The 21334-nt window shown below is 65.8% G+C and carries 22 protein-coding genes; 12 read left to right on the forward strand and 10 right to left on the reverse strand.

Translation table 11 applies throughout. The features are described 5' to 3' along the window. Positions 1–21 precede the first annotated feature (21 nt). From ACSFBF_RS31260 to ACSFBF_RS31270, 3 genes are read right to left on the reverse strand one after another with little or no spacing between them, the layout of a single operon-like run. Complete coding sequence (locus tag ACSFBF_RS31260) at positions 22–1500, reverse strand: aldehyde dehydrogenase (RefSeq protein WP_435473847.1); 1479 nt, start codon at positions 1498–1500, stop codon at positions 22–24. After that, the gene (locus ACSFBF_RS31265) at positions 1500–2096 is read right to left on the reverse strand and encodes a thiamine pyrophosphate-dependent enzyme (protein WP_435473849.1); all 597 of its coding nucleotides are present in this window, start codon (positions 2094–2096) and stop codon (positions 1500–1502) included. The genes ACSFBF_RS31260 and ACSFBF_RS31265 overlap by 1 nt, the downstream gene beginning before the upstream one ends. Next, the gene (locus tag ACSFBF_RS31270) at positions 2096–2632 is read right to left on the reverse strand and encodes a phosphonopyruvate decarboxylase (protein WP_435473850.1); all 537 of its coding nucleotides are present in this window, start codon (positions 2630–2632) and stop codon (positions 2096–2098) included. The genes ACSFBF_RS31265 and ACSFBF_RS31270 overlap by 1 nt, the downstream gene beginning before the upstream one ends. Positions 2633–2739: 107 nt before the next feature. Here ACSFBF_RS31270 and ACSFBF_RS31275 point away from each other — a divergent pair, with 107 nt between their 5' ends. From ACSFBF_RS31275 to ACSFBF_RS31305, 7 genes are all read left to right on the forward strand, one after another. Next, the gene (locus ACSFBF_RS31275) at positions 2740–3672 is read left to right on the forward strand and encodes a LysR family transcriptional regulator (RefSeq protein WP_435473852.1); all 933 of its coding nucleotides are present in this window, start codon (positions 2740–2742) and stop codon (positions 3670–3672) included. A 109-nt stretch (positions 3673–3781) separates the two neighbouring features. Beyond that, a complete protein-coding gene (locus ACSFBF_RS31280; RefSeq protein ID WP_435473854.1) occupies positions 3782–4714 on the forward strand; it encodes a DUF2167 domain-containing protein in 933 nt (310 codons plus the stop codon). Positions 4715–4850: 136 nt separating this feature from the next. Further along, on the forward strand, positions 4851–5981 hold the full coding sequence (locus tag ACSFBF_RS31285) for an ABC transporter substrate-binding protein (protein ID WP_435473856.1): 1131 nt from the start codon (positions 4851–4853) through the stop codon (positions 5979–5981). Between the two features lies 1 nt (position 5982). Further along, a complete protein-coding gene (locus ACSFBF_RS31290) occupies positions 5983–7011 on the forward strand; it encodes an adenosine deaminase (protein WP_435473858.1) in 1029 nt (342 codons plus the stop codon). Then, the gene (locus ACSFBF_RS31295; protein WP_435473860.1) at positions 7008–7838 is read left to right on the forward strand and encodes an ABC transporter ATP-binding protein; all 831 of its coding nucleotides are present in this window, start codon (positions 7008–7010) and stop codon (positions 7836–7838) included. Before ACSFBF_RS31290 ends, ACSFBF_RS31295 begins: the two co-directional genes overlap by 4 nt. Then, on the forward strand, positions 7838–8659 hold the full coding sequence (locus ACSFBF_RS31300) for an ABC transporter permease (RefSeq protein ID WP_435473862.1): 822 nt from the start codon (positions 7838–7840) through the stop codon (positions 8657–8659). The genes ACSFBF_RS31295 and ACSFBF_RS31300 overlap by 1 nt, the downstream gene beginning before the upstream one ends. Positions 8660–8696: 37 nt before the next feature. After that, a complete protein-coding gene (locus ACSFBF_RS31305) occupies positions 8697–9701 on the forward strand; it encodes an isopenicillin N synthase family dioxygenase (protein WP_435473864.1) in 1005 nt (334 codons plus the stop codon). Positions 9702–9717: 16 nt separating this feature from the next. On the opposite strand, the gene ACSFBF_RS31310 is transcribed toward ACSFBF_RS31305, so the two are convergent. The 7 genes from ACSFBF_RS31310 to ACSFBF_RS31340 form a co-directional block, all read right to left on the reverse strand. After that, complete coding sequence (locus tag ACSFBF_RS31310; RefSeq protein WP_435473866.1) at positions 9718–10659, reverse strand: LysR family transcriptional regulator; 942 nt, start codon at positions 10657–10659, stop codon at positions 9718–9720. Between the two features lie 100 nt (positions 10660–10759). Next, positions 10760–11548, reverse strand: a complete 789-nt coding sequence (locus tag ACSFBF_RS31315) for an enoyl-CoA hydratase-related protein (RefSeq protein WP_435473868.1) — start codon at positions 11546–11548, stop codon at positions 10760–10762. Between the two features lie 2 nt (positions 11549–11550). Further along, positions 11551–12381 (reverse strand): SDR family NAD(P)-dependent oxidoreductase, encoded by an 831-nt coding sequence (locus ACSFBF_RS31320; RefSeq protein ID WP_435473870.1) that lies wholly within the window; start codon positions 12379–12381, stop codon positions 11551–11553. A 25-nt stretch (positions 12382–12406) separates the two neighbouring features. Next, on the reverse strand, positions 12407–12826 hold the full coding sequence (locus ACSFBF_RS31325; RefSeq protein WP_435473872.1) for a MaoC family dehydratase: 420 nt from the start codon (positions 12824–12826) through the stop codon (positions 12407–12409). Positions 12827–12844: 18 nt separating this feature from the next. Beyond that, entirely contained in the window at positions 12845–13285 is a 441-nt protein-coding gene (locus ACSFBF_RS31330) for a MaoC family dehydratase N-terminal domain-containing protein (protein WP_093050690.1), read from the reverse strand. 13 nt (positions 13286–13298) lie between these two features. Further along, the gene (locus ACSFBF_RS31335; protein ID WP_435473874.1) at positions 13299–14483 is read right to left on the reverse strand and encodes a lipid-transfer protein; all 1185 of its coding nucleotides are present in this window, start codon (positions 14481–14483) and stop codon (positions 13299–13301) included. 47 nt (positions 14484–14530) lie between these two features. Then, on the reverse strand, positions 14531–16090 hold the full coding sequence (locus tag ACSFBF_RS31340; RefSeq protein WP_435473876.1) for a long-chain-fatty-acid--CoA ligase: 1560 nt from the start codon (positions 16088–16090) through the stop codon (positions 14531–14533). Between the two features lie 111 nt (positions 16091–16201). On the opposite strand from ACSFBF_RS31340, the gene ACSFBF_RS31345 reads away from it, so the two are divergent. The 5 genes from ACSFBF_RS31345 (at position 16202) to ACSFBF_RS31365 (ending at position 21312) form a co-directional block, all read left to right on the forward strand. Then, entirely contained in the window at positions 16202–17227 is a 1026-nt protein-coding gene (locus tag ACSFBF_RS31345; protein ID WP_435473878.1) for an AraC family transcriptional regulator, read from the forward strand. A gap of 336 nt (positions 17228–17563) precedes the next feature. Next, on the forward strand, positions 17564–18670 hold the full coding sequence (locus ACSFBF_RS31350) for a methyltransferase (protein ID WP_435473880.1): 1107 nt from the start codon (positions 17564–17566) through the stop codon (positions 18668–18670). Positions 18671–18683: 13 nt separating this feature from the next. Then, positions 18684–19835 (forward strand): DegT/DnrJ/EryC1/StrS family aminotransferase, encoded by a 1152-nt coding sequence (locus ACSFBF_RS31355; RefSeq protein WP_435473933.1) that lies wholly within the window; start codon positions 18684–18686, stop codon positions 19833–19835. Then, the gene (locus ACSFBF_RS31360) at positions 19832–20611 is read left to right on the forward strand and encodes a WbqC family protein (RefSeq protein WP_435473882.1); all 780 of its coding nucleotides are present in this window, start codon (positions 19832–19834) and stop codon (positions 20609–20611) included. The genes ACSFBF_RS31355 and ACSFBF_RS31360 overlap by 4 nt, the downstream gene beginning before the upstream one ends. Beyond that, complete coding sequence (locus ACSFBF_RS31365; protein ID WP_435473884.1) at positions 20560–21312, forward strand: class I SAM-dependent methyltransferase; 753 nt, start codon at positions 20560–20562, stop codon at positions 21310–21312. Before ACSFBF_RS31360 ends, ACSFBF_RS31365 begins: the two co-directional genes overlap by 52 nt. Positions 21313–21334 lie beyond the last annotated feature (22 nt).

The raw sequence follows: 21334 nt of genomic DNA on the forward strand, positions 1-21334 counted from the left end.
CCGCAATGTAAACCGGCCGGGTCAGCGCATCACGAAAGGGTTGGCGGCCACGGCGCCGCTGTTGATCCAGACGCATTTGGTCTGCAGGTATTCGCGGATGGCATCGATGCCGTTCTCGCGTCCCAGCCCCGAGTCCTTGTAGCCGCCGAACGGCGCCATGAAGCTCACGGCTCTGTAGGTGTTGACCCAGACAGTGCCGGCCTGCAATTTCTCGGACATGCGGATGGCGCGGCCGATGTTGCTGGTCCAGACGGCGGCGGCCAGGCCGAAGCGCACCCCGTTGGCGATGCGCAGTGCATCGCCCTCGTCCTTGAACCGGATCACCGACAGCACCGGGCCGAACACCTCTTCTTGCGCGATGCGCATGTCGTTGCGCACGCCGGTGAAGATGGTGGGCTGCACGAACCAGCCCTTGCCGCATTCGGGTGCCGTGCCTTTCTCGCCACCGAGGACCGCCGTGGCACCCTCGCTGCGCGCGATGTCGATGTATTCCAGCACCTTCTGGTACTGGGGCGGCGTGGTCACCGGGCCGACCTGGGTGTCGGGGTCCATCGGGTCGCCCATGCGCGCGGTGCGCGCCACCGCCAGCAGGCGCTCGACGAATGCGTCATGAATGTTGTCCTGCACCAGCAACCGGGAACCTGCGATGCAGGTCTGCCCCGTGGCCGCAAAGATGCCCGAGATCGCGCCGAACACAGCCTGCTCGATGTCGGCGTCGTCGAAGACGATGTTGGGCGATTTTCCGCCCAGCTCCATCGCCGTGTGCTTGAGGTGCCGGCCGGCCTTCTCGTTGATGAGGCGGCCTGTGGTGTCCGATCCGGTGAAGCTGATCTTGCTGACCAGCGGATGCTCGACCAACGGGGTGCCGACCTCCGGGCCGAAGCCTGTCACGACGTTAAACACGCCCGGCGGAAAACCCGCTTCGTCGAACAGCTCCGCAAACTCGAGCGTTGAGGCAGAGGTGAATTCCGAGGGCTTGACGACCACGGTGCAGCCGGCCGCCAGCGCGGGCGCAACCTTCCAGCTCAGCAGCATCAGCGGCGAATTCCAGGGAGTGATGGCGGCCACGACTCCCATCGGCTCATGGCGGGTGAAGGCGAAGTAGCCCTTCTTGTCGAGCGGCAGCGTGCTGCCCTGCACCTTGTCGGCCAGCCCGGCGTAGTAGTGAAACCACTGCGGTATGTAGTTGAGCTGCCCCTGCATCTCCGCGAGCAGCTTGCCGTTGTCGCGCACCTCGGTGGCAGCCAGTCTGTCGGCGTCGCGAGCGATCAGGTCGCCGAGACGGCGCAGCAGCGCACCGCGCTGCGTGGCCGTGAGCTCGGCCCAGGGACCGCTGGTCAATGCCGCATGGGCTGCCTGCACGGCAGCATCCACATCGCGCGCATCGCCGCGCGGTATCTCGGCCCAGCTCTCGCCGGTGTACGGGTTCTGGCTCTCGAACCAAGCTTCGCCTTGTGGCGGAACCGACTTCCCGCCGATGCGGAGTTGGTAGCGCTGCATCAGAACGGCCTCAGGCCGAGCGCAGCGCGAAACCGGTTCTTGATGAATGGGCCGTCGCGCGGCGGCAGCGCCCGGGGTGACTCGTTGGCCTCGATGAACACCTGCGCAAACGACACGCCGTCGCGCGCCAGGATGCGGCGTGCAACCTGGTCCGAGCCTTCCAGGCTGTCTGTCGTGAAGGCATCGGCAATGCCGAAGCCTTTGGCAACGGCAACCAGGTCCGTCCCCAGGCTCGAGTGGCTGCGCTGCATGCCGGTCTCTCCGAAGTGCCCGTTGTCCAGCACGACGATGCTCAGGTTCCGCGGCTGCTTGGCCGCGATGGTGGCCAGGCTGCCAATGCCCATGAGCTGTTCGCCGTCACCGGTGATCACCACGACCGAACGCGAGGGCTGGGCCAATGCAAGACCAAAACCGAGCGCCGCGGCACCGCCCATCGCACCCCAGAGGTAGTAGTTCAGGTCACGGTCGCCAGCGGCGAACACGTCGTAGGAGGCGGAGCCCAATCCCGTGACAACCAATGCCTCCGGCACCGAAGACAACAGCCTGGACACGAAGGCTCGGCGATCTGCGCGGGGCTTCATTGCGGTCTGGTTCATCACTTGCGCTCCCACTTCTTGCGTCCGATCAGGCTCTGTCCCAACAGCACGGCGACTTTCTCGCCGGCCTCGAATGCGGCGTCGTAGCCTGCGCTCACGATCTCTTCGACTTCATCGGGGTGCGACACGCGCAGCACGTGGATGCCCATCAGCTCGAGCGCCCCCTGCGTGGCCTTGCCCATCGGGCCTTGCCACGGATTGAATTCGGCGTATTCGCCGCGCATCGTGACCAGCGTGAAGAACGGAAAGTCCGCCGCCTGCAACAGGGAGAACATGTTCACGCAGTTGCCGACGCCACTGCTTTGCATCAGCAGCACAGAGCGCTTGCCGCCGAGCCAGGCGCCGGCGGCGATGGCAACGCCCTCCTCTTCGGTCGTGAGGACGATGTCTTCGATTTCCGGGTCGGCGATGGCGCTGCGGATGACGTGCGAATGGCCGGCGTCAGGCACGTAGGCGATCTGGTCGACGCCGCCGGCCTTGAGGACCTTGAAGACGGTCTCCTGCCAGGCAGGCGCCGGTGTGGGGGTGTGATTCATGCTCTGTAGACGGCGTGGAGTGGATCGGCCGAGGAATCATAAAATTTGATGACTGGCTCTGAGAAATAGAATCTCGGCATTCCTCCATCACGATCCGGCATCGCTCCATGGACCTGAAACATCTCCGCGCCTTCCTGACCGTCGCCGACACCGGAAACGTGACGCGCGCAGCCGAGGTGCTGCACCTGGTGCAGCCCGCCGTGTCTCGCCAGTTGCGCCTGCTCGAAGAGGACGTCGGTGCGCCGCTGTTCGAACGCGAGCGGCATGGCATGGTCCTGACCGATGCCGGCCACGCGCTGGCGGGCTATGCGCGGCGCGCCATGCTCGAACTCGACAGGGCGCGCATCGAGATCGCCGGCACCGGCGCGGGAGTCTCGGGGCTGGTAACGCTCGGCCTGCTGCCCAGCACGATCGACACCCTCTCGAGCCCGCTGGTCACCGCGCTGGCCAGCGCTTATCCGGGCATACGCATCCGCATTGCGATGGGCTATGCCGGCACGCTGATGCGTTGGCTGGTTTCCGGGGAAGTCGATGCGGCGCTGCTGTACGGCGCCGAACGCTCGCCCGAGGTGCAAACCACGCCGTTGATCGAAGAGCCGCTGTGGGTCATCGGCTCGAAGAAGGCGGGGCTGCGAAGCGACACACCGGTTTCATTGGCGAGCCTTGCCGGCGGCAAGCTCGTGCTGCCGAGCGCACCGCATGGCATTCGTGCATTGGTGGAGCATGCCTGCGCGGTGAGCAACGTCACGCTGGACATCTCCGCGGAGACCAACGCGCTGAGCGTCCAGCGCAGCCTGGTGCTGGGTGGACACGGGCTGACCATCCTGCCTCCCATTGCCGTGGCGGAAGACCTGCAGACCGGAAAGCTGTCGGGTGCCCCGCTTGCCGATCCACCCGTGGCACGCACCATCGTGCTGGCGCTGCCGGCAAACCGGCCCTCGGGACGCCATGTGCGCTGCGCTGTGGATCTGTTGGTCGAGCAGGCGCGGCGGGCCGTCCAATCCGGTGCCTGGCCGCAAGGGCGATGGTTGAGCACGTGATGCGCGAACACCCAGCGTCGGCATCTCGAGCAGACGCATGAATGGAGCGATACCTGAACTCTTAAACTCTCCCGGCTCGCCAAACAGACAACAACCGAGGAGAGAGAACTTGCGTATTCAAACCGCCCGCCTGACGGCCGGCGTGCTGCTCGCGTGCGCCGCTTTCGTGGCGCACAACACCGCTCACGCCGCATCGCCAACCACCCCGTCCACCACTGCCCCCGCTTCGACCGCCAGTTCACTGGAAGCCGAACAGGACGCCGCATTCAAGGCCGCCAAGGCCGTGCAGAAAGTCGGCCCCGCCGACATCGTGCTGCGCGACCAGGCCCACCTGCAGTTGCCCCCCGGCTACGTGTGGGTGCCGACACCCGCGGCCGCGCAGTTGATGCGCAGCATGGGCAATCGCACCGACGACACCTTCGTCGGCGTAGTCTTCCCCGCCGACGACGCCGACTGGATGGCCGTCGTGAAGTTCGTCAAGGAGGGCTACATCAAGGACGACGACGCGAAGGACTGGAACGCCGACGACCTGCTCAAGAGCCTGAAAGAAGGCACCGAGGCCGCCAACGAGGAGCGCGCCAAGCGAGGCATCCCCTCCATCGAGGTGACGGGCTGGGCGCAGAAGCCGCAGTACGAGGCCGCGTCGCACCGCCTGGTGTGGTCGGCCCTGTCCCAGCGCAAGGGCAGCACCGACGGCAACCAGGGCGTCAACTACAACACCTACGCGCTGGGCCGCGAGGGCTACCTGAGCCTGAACCTCATCACCAACGCGAAGGACCTCGACAAGTACAAGCCCGACGCGAGCAAGCTGCTCGCCGCGATCCAGTACGACGACGGCAAGAAGTACGCTGACTTCAACTCCTCGACCGACAAGGTCGCCGCCTATGGCCTGGCCGCGCTGGTGGCGGGCGTGGCGGTGAAGAAGCTGGGCCTGTTCGCGATCGTCCTGGCCTTCCTGGCCAAGTTCGCGAAGCTGGCTGTAGTGGCGGGCGGCGCGGCGCTCTGGGGCATCGCGAAGCTGTTCAAGCGCAACAGCAGCTAGCAAGCCGCACCGGAACAGCATGCGAACCGGGCGGATTAATGTGCGAAAAATCAGAACAATGCTGACGGAATATTGATCCACAGCGATTGGTTCCCAGGGCTAATCTCGCAACGATCCGACCAACACAGGATCGTTCATGCCCCCCCACCTGAAACTCGCCTTCGCCCGCCCTGCCCGCTTTGCCGCACGGGCCGCGGCCGGGCTCGCCGCCCTGGTCCTCCTGCTGTCGGCCACCGTGGCACAAGCGCAAAACAAGCCGCTGAAGCCCGTGACCATCGCGCTGGGCACGCAGGTGGTCAACGTCACCTACCCATGGCTGACGCTGCCCATCGCGCTGGGCTACTGGAAGGACGAGGGCTACGACGTGAAGATCGTCACCACCGGCGGCTCGCTGCAGGGCATCCAGCAAATGGTGGCCGGCGGCGTCGATTTCGCGCAGGTCAACTCCACCGGGCTCATTCAGGCCAACACCGAGAACAACGTCGCCGTGCGCGGGCTCATGGGCACTGGCGTGATCGACTGGGGCGTGGGCGTGCCGCAGGACAGCCCCGTGAAGACTGTGGCGGACCTCAAGGGCAAGAAGATCGGCATCTTCAGCCTTGGCACGGGCGGCATGCCGCTGCTCAAGGGCTACCTGCGCGCCAACGGCGTCAACCCCGACACCGACGTGCAGATCATTGCCACCGGTGCCGGCGCGCCGGCGCTGGAGGCGATGCGCGCGGGCCGCGTGCAGGCGCTGATGTTCTGGGGCTCCGCGCTCACCGGCTTCCAGAACGCGGGCGCGAACATGCGCGTCCTGTTCGATCCGGCGTGGCGCTCGCTGCCCGACTTCACCTTCGCCACCATGCAGAAGACCATCGACGCCGACCCGGCGATGGTCGAGGCCATTGCGCGCGGCGCGGCCAAGGCGACGCTGTTCGCGCAGACCGACCCCGAGTGCGCCCGCCAGATCCACTGGAAGCACTTTCCCGGCGCCAAGCCCACGGGCGCTGACGAGGCCACGCTGGCCAAGTGGGACCTTGCGCTCCTGCAGACGCAACTCCAGACGATGGCCGACGCACAGACCATGAGCGGCAGCAAGCTGATCGGCGCGATGAGCCCGGCCGCTTACGGCCGCATGCAAGACGCGATGCTCAAGGACGGCCTGATCAAGCGCACGCTGCCGGCCGAGTCGATGCTCTACCTGAAGCCCGGCTTCGTCGAGGCCATCAACCGCTTCGATCGCAACGCCGTCATCGAGGCTGCCAAGGCCTGCAAGGTGCTGTGACATGACGCCCGAACAATTCATCGCAGGCCTGCCCAAGGCCGAACTGCACATGCACATCGAAGGCTCAATCGAGCCCGAGTTGTTCCTGCGGCTGGCCCGGCGCAACGGCGTGGCCATCCGCTGGCAGACGGAAGAGGAGCTGCGCGCCGCCTATCGCTTCACCGACCTGCAGGACTTTCTGAACCTGTACTACGACGGCTGCCGCGTGCTCGTCCAGCCGCAGGACTTCCACGACGTGACGCGCGACTACCTGCGCCGCGCGCATGCCGATCGCGTGCTGCATGCGGAGATGTTCCTGGGCGTGCAAGGCCACACCAGCCGCGGAGTGGCGCTGGCCGTGGTGATGGAAGGCGTGCTGGGCGCCATGGAGGCCGCGCAGGGCGAAGACGGCATCAGCTCGGGCCTGATCGTCGTCGTGCAGCGCCACCGCAGCGAAGACGAGGCGCTTGCACTGCTCGACGAACTGCGCCCCTGGTACGACCGGCTGCTGGGCTTCGGCCTCGGCGGTGCGGAGGTGGGCAACCCGCCCTCGAAATTCGCTGAATTCTTTCGCCGTTGCCGCGAACGCGGCTTCAAGGTGGTGGCGCACGCGGGCGAGGAAGGCCCGGCCGCGTATGTGCGCGAAGCGGTCGAGCTACTGCAGGTCCAGCGCCTGGACCATGGCAACGCCTGCCTCGACGACCTCGCGCTCGTCGCGCAACTGGCGCAGCAGCGCATTCCGCTCACAGTGTGCCCGCTGTCCAACCTGAAGCTGCAGCTGGTGCCCTCGATGGCCGCGCACCCGCTGCGCAGGCTCATGGACGCGGGCCTGTGCGTGACCGTCAACTCCGACGACCCCTCCTACTTCGGCGGCTACGTCAACGACAACTACCTCGCGTGCCAGCAGGCGCTCGGCCTCGGGCGCGACGACATGGTGAGCCTGGCACGCAACAGCTTCGAGGCCGCCTTCATCACGCCGCCGCAACGCAGCGCAGCGCTTCGCGCCATCGATGCATGGGTGGCTCACGGCGCAGAGCAGGCACCGGCATGAACGCGATCGTCCAATTTCCGCCAAGGCGCCCGACGCTGCAGGAAGCATCGGGCGCCGTACCGGCGTTCCGCTTCGAAGGCCTGCACAAGACCTTCCGGTCGAAGGACGGCGCGGACGTGGTCGCGCTCCACGACGTGAGCTTCAGCGTTGCGCGTGGCGAGTTCGTCACCGTGGTCGGCCCGAGCGGCTGCGGCAAGAGCACACTGCTGCGCATCCTGGCCGGCCTGGAGCGCGCGAGCCGCGGCACGGTCGAGCTCGGCGGACAGCGCCACACCGGGCCGAGCCGCGATGTCGGCGTCGTCTTCCAGGCGCCCGTGCTGCTGCCGTGGCGCAACATCCTCGACAACGTGCTGGTGCCAGCGCAGATCCAGGGACGCGACCCCAAGGTCGCGCGCGAACGCGCCCTCCACTATCTGCATCTGGTGGGGCTGGCGGGCTTCGAGACCAAGTACCCCGGCGAACTCTCCGGCGGCATGCAGCAGCGCGTGGGCATTGCGCGCGCGCTGGTCAACGACCCGATGCTGCTGCTGATGGACGAGCCCTTCGGCGCGCTCGACGCCATGACGCGCGAGACCATGAACGTCGAGCTGCTGAAGCTGCGCGAACGCACAGGCGCCACGATCATGCTGGTGACGCACAGCATTCCGGAAGCCGTGTTCCTCGGCGACCGCGTGATCGTCATGTCGCCACGGCCGGGGCGCGTCACGCAGGTGATCGACGTCGACCTGCCCGCCGCCCGCACGCTGGATCTCATCAACACCGAGCGGTTCGGCAGCCATGTCCGCGGCATCCGGGCCAACCTGAACGCCAGTGGAGGGCTCGACTGATGAGCACCGAGAACATCGACTTCGAGCCGACTGCTCCGTGGCTCACTCCCGCGCGGCGCAAGGCGCTGATCGTGGCCGTCTTCGTGGCCGTGGTGGCTGCATGGCAGCTCGTGGTGAGCGCGCTGGGCATCTCGCACCTGATCTTCCCGGGGCCCGCGGGCGTGGCCCGCTCGATCTATGACGTTTTCTCGTCGGGCGAGGTGTGGCCGCACCTGTGGGTGACGCTCTACGAGATTCTTGCGGGCTTCGCGCTCGGCGCGTTCGCGGGTTTCCTGCTCGGCGCGCTGATCGGCCAGAGCTCGTTGCTCGAACTGGTGCTCTACCCGTACGTGGTCGCGTTCCAGACCGTGCCCAAGGTGGCCGTGGCGCCGTTGTTCGTGCTGTGGTTCGGCTTCGACACCACGTCGAAGGTCGTGATCACCGCGACCATCGTGTTCTTTCCGGTGCTCGCCAACACGATCGTGGGGCTTCGCTCGGCGCCCAGGGACCAGATCGACCTGATGCGTGCATTCACGGCGTCTTCCTGGCACGTGTTCCGCATGGTCCGGCTGCCGCACGCGCTGCCGTATGTGTTCGCGGGGCTGGACATCGGCATCGTGCTGGCGGTGATCGGCGCGATCGTGGGCGAGTTCGTGGGCGCCCAGGCCGGGCTGGGCTATCTCATCTTGCAGCGCAACTTCTCCATGGACGCTGCGGGCATGTTCGCGATCCTCATCGTTCTCTCGGCCATCGGCATCGTGCTGCACGGGCTGATGAAGGCGATTGCGCGGCGCGTGGTGTTCTGGGCGGACGCGTTCACAGACTTGTCTCGCGGCACATGAAGCAACAACAACCCAACCACTACAAAGGAGCAACGCAATGACCCAAGAAGAACAACAGCTCGAGGCACCCCGCAGGGCCTCCGCGCAGGAAATGCCGATCCTCGACCTGGGCCCGTGGCTGGCCGGTGGCCCGATCGGGCCGGTGGTCGAGCAGTTCAAGGCCGCATGCACCAACACCGGTTTCTTCTACGTGAGGAACCACGGCGTGCCGCAGGCCGTGATCGACACCGTGTTCGACGCCACCCGCCGCTACATGTCGCTGCCGATGGAAGAGCGCCTGAAGGACCGCATCGACGAGCGCTTCCGCCGCGGCTTCATGCCCATGGGCGTCACGCAGCATCCGGGCCACAAGCCCGACCTGAAGGAAAGCTACGAACTCGGCATGGACCTGCCGCTGACCGACCCCGACGTGGCGAGTGGCCTGCCGCTGCACGGCCCCAACCGCTGGCCCGCGGACAAGCCCTGGCTCGAGCCCGCGGCCATGGCCTACTTCAGCGCCACCATCGAACTCGGCCGCAACCTGCTGAAGATCTTCGCCTCGGCGGTCGGCAAGGACGAAGGCTTCTTCCTGCAGTACGCCACCAAGCCGATGGTGCAGGCGCGGCTCTTTCACTACCCGCCGCAGGAGTCGTTCACCAACCTGGAGCTAGGCGCAGCCGCGCACACCGACTACGGCATGCTGACCGTTCTGGCGCAGGACCCCATTGGCGGGCTGGAGCTGTGCACGCGCGGTGGCGAGTGGGTTGCCGCGCCCTATGTCGAGGGAACGCTGGTCATCAACCTGGGCGACCTCGTGAAGGTGTGGACCAACGACGTCTACGTGTCCAACCGGCACCGCGTCGCGAACCGCACGGGCAGGGAGCGCTATTCGATTCCCACCTTCTTCAACCTCGACTACGACACGCCCGTGGCCTGCCTGCCCGAGTTCGCGCCGGGCGAAGGCGAGCCCCTGCATGCCCCCATCAAGTCGGGCGACTACCTGGTGCGCCGGTTCGCATCGGTGCAGAAGTACAAGACGCCGGCAGAGCTGGCCGCGGGGTAAGGCCCCGGAAAAGGCTTCAGGCAGCGGGCCGGCCGCGTTCGGCCCGCTGCTCCGCTTCTTCCAGCGCGGCCGTCAGCTCCGAGAGAAAGGCAGCCACCGGAATCGGCAGGCTGCGGCCCTTGTGCACGCACAGTGCCAGGCGCTGCGGCCGGGCGCGCGGGTCTTTCAGCGGCACATAGGAGCCCGCCCTGGGACGGCCGAACGGGTCGTCCAGCGGCGTGGTCGTGAAGGTGAGGCACATGCCCTCGGCCGCCACGTTGCGCATGAGCTCGTAGGAGTTGGTCTCCAGCGCGATGCGCGGCCGGATCTTCGCCTTGGCGAGCATCTCGTCGTACTGCTGCTTGGCCCACAGCGACGAGTCGAGCGACGACAGGCTGTACTCGGCGCAATCGGAAAGCCTCAGCGACTTGTAGCCCTCGAGCGGATGCCCGGTGGGCACCAGCACGTAAAGCGGCAGCAGCCGTGAATAGACCACCGACAGGTCCTGGAACGCGATGTCGCCGAAGGTGAAGCAGGCGTCGAGGTCGTCTTCCAGCAGCATCTCCGCCAGCGTCGGGCTGCCGCTGACCTTCACGCTGAACGAGATGCCCGGATAGCGCTTGGCAAAGCCGGAGAAGAACTGCGGCATGAAGTCGCGCGTCAACGATTCGGGCATGCCGAAATTGACGTGGCCCCGCTTGAGGCCCTGCAGCGCCTCGATCTCGGAATGCAGCCGCCCGGACTCCTTGACGACGTTCTTGTGATAGCGCATCAAGATCTCGCCGGCCGCCGTGAGCTTGACCTTCCCGCGGCCCTGGCGCCGCTCCAGCAACGGTGCGCCCAGCGAATCCTCGAGCATGGCGAGCTGCCTGCTGATGGCGGATGCCGCGACGTACAGGTTCTCGGAAGCCGCCCTGATCGAACCAGTGCGAACGACTTCGGCGAAATACCGGAGCGAGGTCGTGGAGACAAGACTCAAGAGGAAACTCCGTGGGCTGAGCGCAAGGCGAAAGCGCCGCGGAGATTCTTGCACGCATCCCGCCCGCCTGGCGCGGCGAACGCGATGCAGGCGCTGCGCCTCAGCGACCGGTGAAGCGCGGCGCGCGCTTGTCGACGAACGCCGCCACGCCCTCGCGCGCGTCGGCACTGCCGGCGCGTTCGCGCAGCAGCTTCTGCTCCAGCGCCAGGTGTTCCTCGAAAGGCCTGCCCGGTGCGCCGGCGCACAGCCGCTTGATTGCCGCGAACGATCCGCTCGCGCCATGGGCGAGCCGCGTGACGAGTGCTTCGGCAGCGGCCGCGAGTTCAGCATCTGGATGGAGCGCATCGACAGCACCCCACGCCAAGCAGCGCTGGCTGTCGATGGCATCGCTCAGCACCAGCAGTTGCTGCGCACGCACCGGCCCCACGCGGCGCGCGAGGAAGTACGAGGCACCTGCATCCGGCGACAGCCCGATGGCCGCGTAGCCCGTGCGCAGCTTCATCGATTCAGCGGCAAGCACGAAGTCGCCGCACAGCGCGAGCCCCACGCCCGCGCCGCCTACCGCTCCGTTCACCGCCACGACCAGCGGTGCCGGGTTGTTCGACAGGCGCAGCAATGCCGGATGCAGGCTGTTCAGCATCTCGTTCACCAACTCGGGCAGCGCCTCGCCAGCCGCCACGAATTCATCGATCGCGCCGCCGGCGCAGAACACCCTGCCCTCGCCGGTCAACAGAATGGCGCGCGGCTTTCGTTCCAGCACTTCGTCGATGGCCTGCACAAGTGCGCGACCATTTGCGGAACCAAGGGCATTCGCGCGCTCCGGCCGCTTCAGCACGATGCGGCCGACACCTTCTTCCACGCCCCAGGCAATGCCTTCGCTGATGTTCATGCTCAGACCCCCGTGAGCCCGCCGGTGCACATCAGCGTCTGCCCGCTCACATAGTCGGACTCGGGCGCGCACAGCAGGTACACCGCGCCTGCGGCTTCTTCGGGCGTGCCGCCGCGTCCCAGCGGAATGGACTGCTCCATCATCGCCAGCAGCCCCGGGTTGATGCCCACCTTGATCTCGCGCCCTTCGATGTTCGCGGTGGTGGCTTCGGCGGTGCTCGCGGTCAACCGGGTCTGGATGAAACCGAAGGCCACGCAGTTGACCGTCACGTTCATGCGGCCCCACTCCTTGGCCAGCGTCTGCGTCATGCCGACGATGCCGGCCTTGGCCGCCGAATAGTTGGCCTGCCCCGCATTGCCGAACAGCCCCGCCACCGACGAGATGTTGACCACCTTGCGTACCACGCGCTGGCCACCCTCGGTCTCGGACTTCGACAGCGCGCGGATCACCGGCTGTGCCGCACGCAGGATGCGGAACGGCGCCGTCAGGTGCACGTCGATCATGGCGTACCACTGCTCGTCGGTCATCTTCTGCACCACGCTGTCCCAGGTGTAGCCGGCGTTGTTGACGATGATGTCGAGGCCCTTGAATTCGTTCACCGCCGTGCCGACGAAGCGTTCGGCAAAGTCTGGTGCAGCCACGCTGCCGACGCAGGCCACCGCTTCTCCACCGGCAGCACGGATGGCCTGTACCGTCTCTTCGGCCGGCCCGGCGTCGAGGTCGTTGACGACGACGCGCGCGCCTTCGGACGCGAGCTTGAGTGCAATGGCCCGGCCGATGCCGCGGCCCGAACCGGTGATGAGGGCGACCTTGCCGCCGAGCTTGAGTGTCATGTCTCTGTTCTTTCTTAGGTTGATCTCAGCGCAGCGCGACGAGCGCCTCGCCCGCAATGCGCGTCTGCCCGTACTGGTTGGCGCTGAGCACCTCGACGCGCACGCAGCGCTCGCCGTTGTGCTCGAGCTTCTCGACCACGCGCCCGCTGCACCGCACCGCATGCCCCAGGTGCGTGATGCCCTGGAAGCGCACGTCAAAGCGGCGCAGTTGCGATTGCGGCGCCCACTGCGTGATCAGCCGTCCGAGCCATGCCATGCCCAGCATGCCCTGCGCGAACACGTCAGGCATGCCGGCCTTGCGCGCGAAATCTGTGTCGATGTGAATGGGGTTGTGGTCCCCCGAGGCGCCAGCGAACAGCGCGAGCGTGGTGCGGTTCACGGGCGGCAACTGCAGCGAAGGCAGCTCGTCGCCGATCTTCACGGCGTCGTAGGTCAGGGCATTCATCGGTGCGGGTTCCTTCCTTCAGTGGCGGCAGACAATCACCGTGCGTAGCTCGGCCACCAGTTCGTCGCGCTGGTTGGTGGCGCGCGAGGTCTTGATGACGAATTCGAGCGCGCCGTTCTTCTTGTCGTAGATGTCGGTGATGGTGGAACGCACCGTCACGGTGTCGCCCACGCAGGCCGGCCGGTGGTAGCTGAAGCCCTGCTCGCCGTGCAGCAGCTTCGACAGCGGAATCTGCAGGTCGGCCAGCAGCCTGTCGGACGCGCCCGAGTCGAGCTCGGCAGCGAACAGGAAGGTCGGCGGCGCGGGCAGGTCGGGGTAGCCTGCATCGCGCGCGGCGGCGGCATCGGTGTAGACGGGGTCGGTCTCGCCGATGGCCTTGGCGAAGAATTGCAGGCGGCTGCGCTCGATGGGCAGCACCGAAGGCGGCAGCTCGTGGCCGATCCACTTCTTGTCGATCATCGGGTGGCCTTTCTCAGACGCGCTCGTAGAGCGTCACCACGCAGGCGCCGCCCAGCCCGAGGTTGTGTTGCAGCGCCAGCCTCGCGCCCTCTACCTGCCTTTTGTCTGCCGTGCCCCGAAGCTGCTGGACCAGCTCCGTGCATTGCGCCAGTCCCGTGGCCCCGAGCGGGTGCCCCTTTGACAGCAGCCCGCCCGATGGATTGGTGACGACCTTGCCGCCATAGGTGTTGTCGCCATCGACCACGAATTTCTCTGCGCCGCCCACCGGGCACAGGCCCAGCGCCTCGTAGCTGATGAGTTCGTTGTGCGCGAAGCAGTCGTGCAACTCGACCACGTCCACGTCCTGCGGGCCGACGCCGGCTGCGTCGTACACCTTCTGCGCGGCCTCCTGCGCCATGCTGAAGCCGACCACCTCGCGCATGTCGCGGCTCTCGAAGGTGATGGGGCGGTCGGTGGTCATCGCCTGTGCCTTGATGCGCACGCTGCGGTCCAGCCCGTGGCGCTCGGCGAAGCGGGCCGAGCACACGATGGCCGCGGCCGCGCCGCAGGTGGGCGGGCAGGCCATGAGCCGCGTCATCACGCCGGGCCACATGACGGGCGCGGCCATTACTTCGTCTTCGGTGACGACGGTACGGAACAGCGCCACCGGGTTGTTCGACGCATGGCGGCTGGCCTTGGCGCGGATCTTCGCGAAGGTCGACATCTGCGTGCCGTACTGCTGCATGTGCGCGAGCCCGGCGCCGCCGAAGTAGCGCAGCGCGAGCGGCACCTGCTCGTTGCCGACCAGCTCGTCGGTGATGCTCTCGAAATGGTCGAAGGGGCTGGGCCGGTCGTTGAACACCGCGCCGAGTGCGCCGGGGCTCATGTGCTCGAAGCCCAGCGCCAGCACGCAGTCGGCGGCGCCGCTGGCCACGGCCTGGCGCGCGAGGAACAGCGCGGTCGAGCCGGTCGAGCAGTTGTTGTTGACGTTGACGACCGGAATGCCCGTCATGCCCACTTCATACAGCGCACGCTGGCCGGCGGTGGAGTCGCCGTATACGTAGCCCACATAGGCCTGCTGCACGAGCTCGTAGCCGATGCCGGCGTCTTTCAGCGCGGCATTCGTGGCGTGGGCGGCCATCTGCGGATAGGGCTGGTTCGCGCCCGGCTTGGTGAACGGGATCATGCCGACCCCGACGACGTGGACATCCTGGCTCATGAAAGTCTCCTTGGAGGTTCGATAAAAAGAATGGGAGGCAAACAGGCTCAGGCTACGCCTCGCTGCCGGTCTTGCCAAAAAGGTTCGCGCAGCTTCGTCTTCAGCACCTTGCCGGCGCCCGACAGCGGCAGCGCGTCGAGGATGGCCACGCTGCGCGGGCACTTGTAGTTGGCGATCAGCGTCTTGCAATGTGCGATCAGCTCCTCGGACTTGATTGCCTGCCCCGGCTTGAGTACCAGCGCGGCATGCACCGCCTCGCCCCACTCCTCGCTCGGGATGCCGATGACGGCGCAGGCTGCCACCGCGGGATGCTGGTTGATGGCGTTCTCGACCTCGGCCGAATAGATGTTCTCGCCGCCGCTGATGATCATGTCCTTCAGCCGGTCGACCACGAAGATGAAGCCGTCGTCGTCCATGTAGGCGCCGTCGCCGGTGTGCATCCAGCCGTCGCGCAGCGCGGCGGCCGTCTGCTCGGGCTTGTTCCAGTAGCCCTGCATCACGTTGGGGCCTCGCACGGCCACTTCGCCGACGGTGCCGCGCGGCACTTCGTTGTCGTCGGCATCGACGATGCGCACTTCCATGCACACGCTGGCGCGGCCCGCCGAGCGCAGCTTGCCGTGCTTGCGGCCTTCGACCGTGTGGAAGTACGCGGGGTTGAGCGTGGCGATGGGCGACAGCTCGGTCATGCCGTAGGCCTGCACGAACCCGACGCCCGGAAAGGCTTCCATCGCGCGGTTGAGCACGGCCTCGGAGATGGGCGAGGCACCGTAGGCGATGTTCTTCAGGCTTCTCAGGTCGCGCGGCTCCCGCATGGCGGGGTGGTCCACCAGCATCTGGATCATGGTGGGCACCAGCAGCAGGCTGGTGACGTGGTCGCGCTCGATGGCGTTGAGCACGCCTTCGGGTGTGAACATCGGGATGATCGCGTGCGTGTTGCCCGCAAACCAGTGCGGCGTGGCCAGGCCCATGTCGGCCAGGTGGAACATCGGCGCGGCATGCAGGTAGCTGCCGCCGGCCGGGGCCAGGCCCTCGGCCTGTGCCGCGAGCGCCGAGCTGCAGATGTTGGTGTGGCTCAGCATCACGCCCTTGGGAAAGCCCGTGGTGCCGCCGGTGTAGAAGATGCCGGCCAGGTCCTCGCCACGGCGCACGGCATCGGGCACCGGCTGGGCAGCGTCGATCAGGCCTTCGTAGCTGTGCATGCCGGCCGGCGTCGGGCCGTCGCCGCAGTAGACGACTTCGCGCAGGCTCTTCGACTGGCCGCGCATCTGCTCGACCACGGGCCTGAAGGTCTCGTCGACCAGCAGGATGGTGGAGCCCGAGTCTTCCAGCGAGTAAAGAATCTCAGCGGCCGACCAGCGGATGTTGCAGGGGTTGAGCACGCCGCCGCCCCAGGGCACGGCCATCTGGTATTCGAGATAGCGGTCGGAGTTGAGCGACAGCATGGCAACGCGGTCGCCCGCCTGCATGCCCAGCCGCTGCAGCGCGGCGGCAAGGCGCGCGACGCGTTCGGCAAAGTCGCGGAAGTTCCGTGCACGACCGGCAAAGCGCACGGCAATGGCATCGGGGCGCTGCTGCACGGCCCGGTGAAGGCCCTGGGTGAGATACATGGGTTTGTCTCCGTCTCGTTCTTGTGTAGCCGCATGGTAGAAATCCGGCGGCTGCCCGGCGATTGCACTTCGCTTCGATCGCATGGCAGAAAACGTCAATCGACAGGACTCATGCTGCAACCGCCCGTCACCATTCCGATCGCCTTTGTCCACGGCATGCTGTCGGGCATCCGCGCGCGGCCGGGCGAAGCGCTGGTCGATATCGACACGGCGCTGGAAGACGCTGGCATTGCTCTCGCACTGCTCGACGAGACGGGCGCACGCGTCACGGCCGAGCAGTACGTGGCGCTGTTCGCGCTGCTGATGGACCGGTCGGACGACGAGGCGCTGGGCTTTCTCACCCGACGCCTGCGCCGCGGCAGCTTTGCACTGATGACGCGTTCCACGCTGGGCGCACGCACCTTCGAGGTGGCACTGCGCCGCGTGGCCCACACCTTCAGCCTGCTGCAGGACGACCTCTCGCTGGTGCTGCTGCACGAAGGCCCGCTTGCAGGCTTCGGGGTGAAGCTGAACGTCCAGCCCGCCACGCACCAAAATTTCTTGCACGAGCTGATGCTGCGGGTGTACTGGCGGCTGTTCGCGTGGCTGCATGGCGGCCGGCTGGTGGCGCGCCGCTTCGACTTCGGCTTCGAGCTGCCGCCCTATGCAGACGGCTACGCCAAGGTGTTCCCGGGGCCGCTGCAGTTCGGCCAGCCGCTGTCGGCCGTATGGTTCGACGCCAGTGCGCTCGATACGCCAGTGCACCGCGACGCGCAGGAGATGCAGGTTTTTCTGGCGGCCGCGCCAGCCAACGTGATCCTCCCCCGTCTTGCCGAGCAGGCTGTGAGCGCACGGGTGCGGGCGGTGCTGCAGCAGCACCGCCCGGCATGGGCCGACCTGGCAACGGCGGCGGGCGTGCTGCACATGTCGGTCAGCACGCTGCAGCGGCACCTGGCGACCGAGGGCACATCGTTCCAGGCACTGAAGGACCAACTGCGGCGCGACCTCGCCATCGTGCGGCTCAACACCAGCACCGTGCCGCTCGCAGCGCTGGCCGAGGAGCTGGGCTTTGCCGACAGCGCGGCATTCCAGCGGGCCTTCAAGGCATGGACTGGTGGTGCACCGGGGTCGTACCGGCAGCGCGACGGGCGCGATTGATCGCGGAAATCCCGGCAAGGGACCCGCCGGAGCTCACACGTTGCTGCCCCGGCGGCTTGGCGCCGCACATCATCGCGCCCACATCTGCGGATGATTTTTTGGGCACACGCACCCCCGTCTTAAGACAATTTAGTTACATTAAGTTTACACTTCGTGCACATAGGCCGGCGCTCGGCAATGTACGCAAGCCCGGTGCGTTAACCAGTTAAATTACATTTGCATTGACTAGGAGACACTGGCTTTGACCGAAGGGCGCCCTCGCTCGCGGCGCCCAACAATCGGCCAGTCCGCGTCATTCGTGTCTTGCCGCCACTCCACGCAAAGGCCCTGTCCGAGATGATCGTTCACGACAACAGCAACAAGGAAAGGACCGAGAGCTTCGAGCCGCTGCCCCATGGCGGTGAGAAAGGCGAATCCCCTGCCGAGGCTGTGATGCGGATGGCGGGTGGCTTCGCGATGACGCAGGTGCTCGTCACGGCGGTGCAATCCGGCATTGCGGATTTCATGAGTGGACGCGAATGCACGGCCGAAGAGATCGGCCGCGCGCTCCATCTCAATGCGCGCGCGCTGTACCGCTTCATGCGCATGATGGTGGTGCTCGACCTGCTGGTGGAGATTGGGGAAGGACGCTTTCGCCTGTCCGAAGCAGGCCAATTGATATGCGCCGACCATCCGCAATCGATACGCGAGCGCATCGCCTACATCGGCGCCATCAACTACCCGGTGGCCGGCGCGGCGATCCATTCGCTGCGCACGGGCGAAACTGCATTCGACCATGTGTTCGGCAAGCCCTTCTTCGAACATCTCGCGCAAGAGCCGAAGCTGGGCCGCGCCTTCAATGGGCTGATGCAGCGCGGAATCGAAGCTCGTATCGCTGGCGTGTCGGGTGCGCACGATTTCTCGCAGGCGCGTCACATCGTCGATCTCGGCGGCGGCAACGGCGCGCTGCTGTCATCGATCCTGGCGAGCGCGCCGCGCAGCACAGGCACGATCTTCGACCTGCCCGGCGTGATCGCCGAGGCACGCCAGCGCCTGGTCGATTCACCGCTCGGCGCGCGCATGGCCCTCGTCGAGGGTGACTTGTTCGCTGGCCACTACCCAACGGGCGCCGACCTGTACATCCTCTCGAACATCATCCACGACTGGAACGACGATCAAGCGCAGATCATCCTGCGACATTGCGCTCAGGCGATGGGCCCCGACGGCGAACTGATCCTTGTCGAGGAAACCATGCCGATGTCGGTACTCGACTCGCCCTCCACAGTGGCCAACGACTATTCGATGCTGTTGCTGACGGGAGGGCTGGAGCGCAGCGAGGACGAATACCGGGCGTTGCTCGCGCGCAGCGGGTTGGCGCTTTTTCAAGTCACCCCCTTCGCGGTACGCAGCAACGACCGGCGGCGCAAAGGCCATTGGGCACTCCTGCATTGCCGTGCGAACTAACAACTCCTCCTCACTGAATGCTGCGGCCCCCTTGGCGGGCGCGGACGAACCTATTCTCGTGACGCAGCCAGTGCTGCCGCCGCTCGAAGACCTGCTGCCTTCGCTGCGCGAGATGTGGGACAGCAAAGTGCTGACCAACGGCGGCCCTTTCCATCAGCGCTTCGAGACCGCGCTGGCCGAGTATCTCGGTGTCGAGCACATCTCGGTGTTCACCAACTGCACGATAGGCCTGGTCACGGCGCTGCAGGCTCTCGACATCCGGGGCGAGGTCATCACCAGTCCGTATTCGTTCGTCGCTACGGCACATGCCCTGCTGTGGAATCGCATTACCCCGAAATTCGTCGACATCGACCCGGTCACACTGAATATCGATCCGGCGCGCATCGAAGCCGCAATCACGCCGTCGACCTCCGCCATCATGGCCATTCACTGCTACGGCCACCCGTGCGACGTCGAAGCAATCGAAGACATCGCACGCCGGCATGGCCTCAGGGTCATCTACGACGCTGCCCATGCATTCGGCGTGCGGCTGCCAGCGGACAAGCACAACCTGCTCAAGTATGGCGACCTGTCGGTGTTGAGCTTTCATGCGACCAAGGTCTTCAACACCTTCGAGGGCGGCGCCATCGTCTCGCCCAACGCGCAGACCAAGATCTATATCGATCAGTTGAAGAATTTCGGATTCGTCGACGACGTCACCGTGGTCACGCCCGGTATCAACGGCAAGATGAGCGAGTTCAATGCGGCGCTGGGGTTGCTGCAGCTGAAGGAGGTCGACAAGGCCATCGCGCGCAGGCAGGAGATCGACGCGCGTTATCGCGAAAAGCTCGCCGGCATCGAGGGCATCCACTGTGTCGGCTTCTCCGGCGAGTCGCTGCCCAACAACGCCTACTTTCCAATTCTGGTGCGCGCCGCCTACCCGCTCGGACGCGATGCGCTGTACCACGCGCTGCGCGAGAACGGCGTGCTGGTTCGGCGCTATTTCTACCCGCTGATCAGCAGCTTTCCGATGTACAGCCAGTTGGCTTCCTCGGACGCAGCCAACTTGCCTGTGGCGACCGAGGCGGCCTCGCAGGTGATCTGCCTGCCGATCCATCCCGGCTTGCGGGACGATCAGGTCGACCGCATCGTGGGACTGATCGCGTCATCGGGCCGGCGGCCATGACCTCCGCGCTGCGCATGGCCGGGATGCAGCCTTACTTCTTTCCTTACCTTGGCTACTGGCAGCTAATCGACGCGGTCGACTGCTTCGTCCTGTTCGACGAGGCGCAGTACATGAAGGGCGGCTGGATCAACCGCAACCGCGTACTCAAGCCCGGTGGTGGATGGCAGTACATCCACGTCCCCGTGGCGAAGCACCCAAGGGATGCGTCCATCTGTGACGTGCGGATCGCGTCCGGCGAGGACTGGCAGACCCGAATCGTCAACCAACTCGCGCACTACCGGCCCATCGCGGCGCATTTCGCCGACACGTTGGAACTCGTGCGCGCCTGCCTGGACGGAGGAGAAAAGCTCGGCATCAGCGCACTGAACTGCCAGGCCGTAAGGCAAGTCTGCGCGGCACTGGGGATCCGCAGCCAGATCGTTGTGTCGTCCGCGCAGGATTTCGACTATGCCGACGTGGCCGGCCCCGGCGATTGGGCACTGGCGCACGCGCGGCAGATGGGAGCAGCAGAGATCGTCAACCCCGTCACCGGCATTGCATTGCAGGACAGCGGCAAGCTCGCCGCGCACGGCATCGGCTTGAGCGCCCTGCACCCGCCGGTCGGCGTTGCGTATTCGCAGGGAGGCAAGGCCCCGTTCGAGGCCGCGCTGTCGATCATCGACGTGTTGATGTTCAACGGCATTGTCGGCACCCGCGATCTGCTGGCGCAACGGCGAATCGAAAAATGGAAGCCGGAATTGTCCCCCGCGATGTCCGGGCGATTCCAGGCAGTTTGAAAAAGGAGGCACGAGTGGCGAATTATTGGAAGAACATCTACGAAACGGTGAGCCGGGATCCGGAATACTCATTGCTCGAACAAGTCGGCAAGACCTTGAACGGAAAGCCGCTGCCGGAGGACCAGGTCCAGCTTATCGCGCAAAGTGCGGCAAGGGCGCTGCAACTCGCGCCGCACGACTTTCTTATCGACCTCTGTTGCGGAAACGGCCTCATCACAGAACGCATTGCGCCGCTGGTCGATCGCGCTCGGGCTGTCGATTTCTCCGAAGGCCTAATCGAAGTGGCCAAGGCGAATTCGCACGCGGCAAACATCGAATATGAATGCGGCGACATCCTGAATCTGGGCACCGGGTATTTCTCGGGCACCCAAAAAATCCTCATGAATGAGTCGCTGCAGCACTTCGTGCCGGATGACCTGGGCGTTCTGCTTGACCAGATGACTCGACTGGATACCGGCTCGCTCGTCTATTTCGGCGGAATACCCGATCTCGACAAGTTGGCCATCTATTACGACACACCCGAAAAAATGGCGTTTTACGAAATGCGAGAACGCGAGGGTCGACCGCATTCTGGGAAATGGTGGCTTCGCTCGGATATTTCGAAAATTGCCAACGACTGCGGATTCAACGCGACGATTGTTCCGCAGAATCCCGCCATGGTGACATCGTATTATCGATTCGACGTTCTGCTCAGCAAATAATTCCGGACAGAGCAAAAAAGCG

Origin of the sequence: Variovorax nivicola (assembly GCF_051216475.1) — a bacterium.
Taxonomy (GTDB): Bacteria; Pseudomonadota; Gammaproteobacteria; order Burkholderiales; family Burkholderiaceae_C; genus Variovorax.

What these genes read in the sequence shown, in the direction of transcription:
- ACSFBF_RS31305 (WP_435473864.1), top strand. Translation starts at nt 8,697, where the DNA reads ATGACCCAAGAAGAACAACAGCTCGAGGCACCCCGCAGGGCCTCCGCG.
- ACSFBF_RS31260 (WP_435473847.1), bottom strand. Translation starts at nt 1,500, where the DNA reads ATGCAGCGCTACCAACTCCGCATCGGCGGGAAGTCGGTTCCGCCACAA.
- ACSFBF_RS31360 (WP_435473882.1), top strand. Translation starts at nt 19,832, where the DNA reads ATGACCTCCGCGCTGCGCATGGCCGGGATGCAGCCTTACTTCTTTCCT.
- ACSFBF_RS31270 (WP_435473850.1), bottom strand. Translation starts at nt 2,632, where the DNA reads ATGAATCACACCCCCACACCGGCGCCTGCCTGGCAGGAGACCGTCTTC.
- ACSFBF_RS31275 (WP_435473852.1), top strand. Translation starts at nt 2,740, where the DNA reads ATGGACCTGAAACATCTCCGCGCCTTCCTGACCGTCGCCGACACCGGA.
- ACSFBF_RS31345 (WP_435473878.1), top strand. Translation starts at nt 16,202, where the DNA reads ATGCTGCAACCGCCCGTCACCATTCCGATCGCCTTTGTCCACGGCATG.
- ACSFBF_RS31340 (WP_435473876.1), bottom strand. Translation starts at nt 16,090, where the DNA reads ATGTATCTCACCCAGGGCCTTCACCGGGCCGTGCAGCAGCGCCCCGAT.
- ACSFBF_RS31285 (WP_435473856.1), top strand. Translation starts at nt 4,851, where the DNA reads ATGCCCCCCCACCTGAAACTCGCCTTCGCCCGCCCTGCCCGCTTTGCC.
- ACSFBF_RS31295 (WP_435473860.1), top strand. Translation starts at nt 7,008, where the DNA reads ATGAACGCGATCGTCCAATTTCCGCCAAGGCGCCCGACGCTGCAGGAA.
- ACSFBF_RS31265 (WP_435473849.1), bottom strand. Translation starts at nt 2,096, where the DNA reads ATGAACCAGACCGCAATGAAGCCCCGCGCAGATCGCCGAGCCTTCGTG.
- ACSFBF_RS31300 (WP_435473862.1), top strand. Translation starts at nt 7,838, where the DNA reads ATGAGCACCGAGAACATCGACTTCGAGCCGACTGCTCCGTGGCTCACT.
- ACSFBF_RS31335 (WP_435473874.1), bottom strand. Translation starts at nt 14,483, where the DNA reads ATGAGCCAGGATGTCCACGTCGTCGGGGTCGGCATGATCCCGTTCACC.
- ACSFBF_RS31315 (WP_435473868.1), bottom strand. Translation starts at nt 11,548, where the DNA reads ATGAACATCAGCGAAGGCATTGCCTGGGGCGTGGAAGAAGGTGTCGGC.
- ACSFBF_RS31330 (WP_093050690.1), bottom strand. Translation starts at nt 13,285, where the DNA reads ATGATCGACAAGAAGTGGATCGGCCACGAGCTGCCGCCTTCGGTGCTG.
- ACSFBF_RS31290 (WP_435473858.1), top strand. Translation starts at nt 5,983, where the DNA reads ATGACGCCCGAACAATTCATCGCAGGCCTGCCCAAGGCCGAACTGCAC.
- ACSFBF_RS31320 (WP_435473870.1), bottom strand. Translation starts at nt 12,381, where the DNA reads ATGACACTCAAGCTCGGCGGCAAGGTCGCCCTCATCACCGGTTCGGGC.
- ACSFBF_RS31350 (WP_435473880.1), top strand. Translation starts at nt 17,564, where the DNA reads ATGATCGTTCACGACAACAGCAACAAGGAAAGGACCGAGAGCTTCGAG.
- ACSFBF_RS31325 (WP_435473872.1), bottom strand. Translation starts at nt 12,826, where the DNA reads ATGAATGCCCTGACCTACGACGCCGTGAAGATCGGCGACGAGCTGCCT.
- ACSFBF_RS31365 (WP_435473884.1), top strand. Translation starts at nt 20,560, where the DNA reads ATGGAAGCCGGAATTGTCCCCCGCGATGTCCGGGCGATTCCAGGCAGT.